The sequence below is a fragment of the Alcanivorax sp. MD8A genome (assembly GCF_002888555.1).
In the GTDB taxonomy this organism is placed as follows: domain Bacteria; phylum Pseudomonadota; class Gammaproteobacteria; order Pseudomonadales; family Alcanivoracaceae; genus Alcanivorax.
Genome location: NZ_AQOQ01000065.1, coordinates 1 through 5061, shown reverse-complemented (window position 1 = coordinate 5061; position 5061 = coordinate 1). Strand labels below are relative to the sequence as shown.

The following is a 5061-nucleotide window of genomic DNA, read 5'->3' as shown; positions in this document are numbered from 1 at the left end:
TGCAAGGAGTTATTCAGAGGCTCCCTAAAGAATCCGGATACGCTGACGCAGGCGGAACCCCTGATCATCCACCAGCGTCAGCGTATGCCAGCCGGGCTCGGCAAGGATCGCCCGCTCATGAAAATGCCGTGTCTCGCCAAGAAACTCCGCGTCGAGATGCCAGTAGAGTCTCGCCCCCTTGCGCTGATGCACGGCACGGAAAATCGCCCGCCCGGCCCGCCCGTCCAGCTCGGTGGGAATGTAGATCTCACTCCCCACATGCGGGTACACGATGGCCATGGGCGGCTCGCTCTGCAGGGCCAGGGCACCGGCTACACAATCCTCGCGCCATGCCGGTAACGGCCGGTAATCAGGGTGCTGCCGCTGATAAAACCAGGCCTGAGCCGGCGGCAACACAAACCAGTCCCGGTGTTGCATGTTCGCCACCGCTTCACAGTTGCCATGCACTCGCTGCCCGTTGGCATCCAGATGAATCCGTAAATGATGCGGCGTAACGGACTGGAAATGACTCAACCGTGGCGCATAACCGGTGCGGGTCTGGCATTGCCCGCCCGCCAGATAGCCGTCGTCGACACATACCTGCACCGTATTGAGTTCATCAAGGGGAGCTGCAGGCCAGGGCGATGGGCCCAGCAGGCTGAACACATCCAGCATCACAGGAGCCGCCGTGGCGGCACCGCCCAATGACGGGGCGGGCTCTCCATTGCCATTGCCAGCCCAGACACCGACGGTATAGCGGCCATTACTGCCGATTGCCCAGGCATCCCGCAACCCGTAGCTGGTACCGGTTTTCCAGGCGATCGGTTGGCTGGAACTGAACTGGCGCCACTGCCGCGCGGTGCCCGGACGTGCCACCTCTCGCAGTGCCTGCTGGGTCAACCATGCCGCCCCGGGGGACAGCATCAACGGCGAGTTGTCTTCCTCGTCCTGTTGCAGGGTACGAATCGTGCCGGGGGCAAGGCCGGTGGCGGCACGCATAAGGCGGGCATAAATACCGGTCAATTCATCCAGCCGCCCTTCTGCCCCCCCGAGAATCAGGGTCAGCCCGTAGTCCTCGGCACGGCGAAACAGGGTGCTCATTCCCATACGCTGCAACTCACTGTGGAAACGGCCAATGCCGTATTCCCGCAACATGCGCACCGCCGGAATGTTCAACGATTGACTCAACGCCTGGTGCGCCGGCACTGCACCGCGGTAGGCGTGATCGTAATTCTCCGGGCTGAAGCCGGCGTAATTGGTAGGCAGGTCTGCGACCAGGGTATCGGGCAGGAGCAGCCCCCCATCCAGCATCAACCCATACAACAAGGGCTTGAGTACGCTGCCGGTCGAACGCGCAGCGCTGGCAATGTCTACAGCGGCACCGTATTCCTGCGGATCCCCCTCGGTGGTGTTGCCCACATAGGCCCGGGTCTCTCCTTCACGGTGATCAATGACCACCACCGCCACATTGTGCACCCCCTCCCGCGACAGGCGCTGCCCATGCTGAGCAGCAAGGGACTGAACCCGCCGCTGCAGGTCCGCATCCAGGGTGGTCCGCAACAGTTTACTGTGCTGTTGCTGCTCGAGGGTTTGCATCAAATGGCTGGCCAGCCGTGGCAAGGGCGCCGGGGCCGCCGGTAGCGGCTCCAGCAGCGCCAGTTGCAAGTCACGCAGCTCCATGGCTCCACTGTCATGGAGCGCCTGCAGTAACCGGTCCCGTTTGGCCCGCAGTCGGTCACGATTACGGCCCGGGTGAATCCAGGAAGGCGCATTGGGCAACACCGCCAACAAGGCGGCTTCTGCCCAACTCAGCGCCGCAGGCTCACGGCCAAAGTAACGCCAGGAGGCTGCCCGCAACCCAACGATGTTGCCACCAAACGGCGCCCGGCTGGCATACTGCACCAGCACGTCCTCCTTGCTCAGGTGCCACTCCAGCTGGAGTGCCAGCCAGGCTTCACGGGCTTTCTCGGGCAGCGTGCGGGGCGGGTCTTCTCTTAGCAACCGCGCCAGCTGCATGGTCAGGGTCGAGCCCCCGCTCACCACCCTGCCCGCCTCCAGGTTGAGCCACAGGGCACGGCCAATCGCCAGCGGGTCAATTCCCGGGTGGGCGAAAAATCGTTGATCCTCAAAGCGCAACAGCGCCTGCTGGTATTTTGGCGGAAGCTTCGCCACCGGCACGAATCGCCATTGCTGATCACTGGCGATACGGGCATTGAGCAATCGCCCCTCCCGGTCCAGCATCAAGGTAGCGTAAGGCGTACTGGTCAGCCGTTCAGGAAGTGGCCAGTAGTGCAGCAAGGCGGCCAGTAGCAAGAGCCCCAAAGCCGGAATAGAAAACCAGCGCAGCGCGGTCTTTTTCGTGAGATGAGGCATGGACGTGGTGGCTCGCAGCAGGAAAACAAAGACTAGCCAAAGGGCCGCCCGGAAGCGAGCCTGCAGCGGCATAGCATTTCGCTATAACTGCCAGGGAGCCTCTGAATAGCTCCCCAGGCCTTTTCCGCTTGCAGCGACGGTAGCTGCGGGCTAGTCTTGAATCATCGAGACACTGCACGTTCATATCGAACGCAACAGACAGAGATTAAATGATGAAAGCGCCAACCTCCCACAATTCACACCTGACCGCTCGCGCGGTAGTGGGTCGTGTTGTGTCTGGCACCTTCTATTTTGGGTATTGGTTTAGCCGCTTGCGCGCCTGATCCCGTATCCAGGCGCGCCCGCAAGGGACGCCTGCCGAAACCTCAAAAACCCCGGTCGGTATCCCGCCCGGGGTTTTTTATTGGCGCCAACAACGCCAACGTCATCAAGGAGCAACACCATGTACCGATATTGCCTGACAGCGTCCAGCACACGATTTAGCCACTGGCAGCCGCCGGTTTTGCGATTACGACGATGAATTTCAGCGCCCCGCAGGCGCACCCGATACAAGGAACGACCATGCAACAGCTTCACGACACCACAGCCCGGAATCTGACGACTGCCAGCCGCCGTAGCCTGCCACTGCCCACTCCCGCCGTGCTGCGAGAGCGCCTGCCCGTGGATCGCGCCCTGGCCGAACAGATCGATCGCCATCGACAGACTGTTCGCAATATTCTCAACGGTGAGGACAATCGCCTGTTGATCATCACCGGCCCGTGCTCGCTCCATGATCCGAAATCCGCACTGGAATACGGTCACCGGCTGGCCGCACTGGCTGAGCAATTGCGAGACAAGGCATTCATCGTGATGCGCGCCTACGTGGAAAAACCGCGTACTACCGTAGGCTGGAAAGGCATGCTCTACGATCCCCATCTGGACGGCAGCAACGACATCGGCACCGGCCTGACTGTCGCCCGCCACCTGCTGCGAGACCTGGCCAAGCTGGGCCTGCCTCTGGCCACGGAACTGCTCCACCCCATGGCTGCAGATTACCTGGGCGACCTGCTTAGTTGGGCGGCGATCGGAGCGCGCACCACCGAATCGCAGATTCACCGTGAAATGGTCAGCGGCCTTGCGATGCCGGTGGGCTTCAAGAACGGTACCGATGGCAGCATCGACATTGCCTGCGACGCCATGGGCTCCGCCAGTCATCCGCACACGCATCTGGGTATGGATGACGATGGCCGTAACGCGCTGATACAGACCGCAGGCAATGCGGATACCCATCTGGTATTACGAGGCGGGCACGATGGCCCGAACTACGACGCCAACAGTGTTCGCCAGGCGGTTACAGCCCTGCAGGCAAAGGGCCAAAACCCTCGCCTGATCGTGGACTGCAGCCACGCCAACAGCGGTAAAGACCCGCTACGCCAGCCCCATGTACTTCGTGACTTGCTGGCCCAGCGTCAACAGCAGCGTGACCCGTCCCGGCAGCACATCGTCGGCGTGATGCTGGAAAGTCATCTTGAAGATGGGCGCCAGGGGCAGGACAAACCGCTAGCGTACGGGGTCTCGATTACCGACGGCTGTCTGGGATGGGAGAAGACCTGTGACCTGTTGCAGGAAATCTGATCCACAATGGCAACCGTGGCAGGCGCTTACCTTCCACGGTTCTGCTATTCTGAATTGATCTGTCTGCCTGGAGAGCCCGGATGCTGGCCAACCTGACCCTGTCAGAACTATTGACTGCTTTCGTGATTTTTCTGCTGGTCATCGCCAGCATTGCCTTTGTGGTATACCTGAAAAATCAGCGAAATCCGTAATTCATCGCCATGCGAGCATAGCTCCGACAAGGTAGAAGGCGCCACGATTTGTAGGAGCCATGCTCGCATGGCGATCCATTCGAAGTGCGAATGGTAACCGACATGACCACGTTACTCCGCCTCTAGCGAGAACCGATCTCCCCCGAAAACACCTTTTCGAAGAAAACCAACACCCGCTGCCAGCTATCTTCCGAAGCCCCCGCGTCAAACTTTGAGCGCAGCGGCGGCAGCGGGCCGAGTTTCTTGAATGTGAAGGTCTGGTGGTCATTCATGAAAGAATGGCCCACATCGTCGTACGTCTTCACATCATGGGGAACCCCCAGACGATCAAGATGGCTGGCCAATCGCTCGCCATGATCGCCATACAGCATATCCTGACGCCCCCAGCCACCCACCGCCGGGCAGATCCCCTGCAGGGACTCCGCCTTCTTCGGGATCCCGCCATAAAATGGCGCCACCACTTGCACCGGGGCCTGGCTGGCATACAGCACAGCAAAACGACCGCCCATGCAAAAGCCCATCACCCCCACCTGCTCCACCGGCTCATCCGACTGCGCCAGTAACCAGAGCCGGCAGGCTTCAAGCTGCTCGAACGCAGGCCCTTTCCCGGTTTCATGGGCCTTCAATGTCTTCACGACACACAACGCCTTGCTGCCCGGCAAATCATATAAATCCGGCACCAACACCGGATAACCGTTATCGGCCAGCCGCTGCGCAATGCGCTCAATATCATCGGTATAACCAAAAATATCGTGAATCGCGATCACCGCCGCCTTATGCGGCTGCGCCGACGCCGGCCGCAACCAGCGCGCTCGCATGGTATGACCACTGGGGAGGGGAATGCCTACAGGTTGGTTTGTCATAATGAGATCGCCATGAACAGTGAACAGTGAACAGTGAACAG

The 5061-nt window shown here is 60.6% G+C and carries 3 protein-coding genes; 1 reads left to right on the top strand and 2 read right to left on the bottom strand.

Features of this window, described 5'->3' with window-relative positions; genetic code table 11:
• Window positions 1-24: 24 nt before the first annotated feature.
• Window positions 25-2352, bottom strand: coding sequence for a penicillin-binding protein 1C (pbpC, locus tag A15D_RS16885; RefSeq protein WP_102792877.1), 2328 nt, complete (start codon window positions 2350-2352; stop codon window positions 25-27).
• A gap of 561 nt (window positions 2353-2913) precedes the next feature.
• Between pbpC and A15D_RS16880 the strand changes: the two genes are divergently transcribed.
• Window positions 2914-3966 (top strand): 3-deoxy-7-phosphoheptulonate synthase, encoded by a 1053-nt coding sequence (locus A15D_RS16880; protein ID WP_102792876.1) that lies wholly within the window; start codon window positions 2914-2916, stop codon window positions 3964-3966.
• Window positions 3967-4279: 313 nt separating this feature from the next.
• Here the strand turns inward: A15D_RS16880 and A15D_RS16875 are convergent, their stop codons facing one another.
• Entirely contained in the window at window positions 4280-5020 is a 741-nt protein-coding gene (locus A15D_RS16875; protein WP_031227104.1) for a dienelactone hydrolase family protein, read from the bottom strand.
• Between the last annotated feature and the right edge of the window lie 41 nt (window positions 5021-5061).

Excerpts from the sequence above, each read along its gene's own strand:
- A15D_RS16880 (WP_102792876.1), top strand. The coding sequence starts at position 2,914 with ATGCAACAGCTTCACGACACCACAGCCCGGAATCTGACGACTGCCAGC.
- pbpC (WP_102792877.1), bottom strand. The coding sequence starts at position 2,352 with ATGCCTCATCTCACGAAAAAGACCGCGCTGCGCTGGTTTTCTATTCCG.
- A15D_RS16875 (WP_031227104.1), bottom strand. The coding sequence starts at position 5,020 with ATGACAAACCAACCTGTAGGCATTCCCCTCCCCAGTGGTCATACCATG.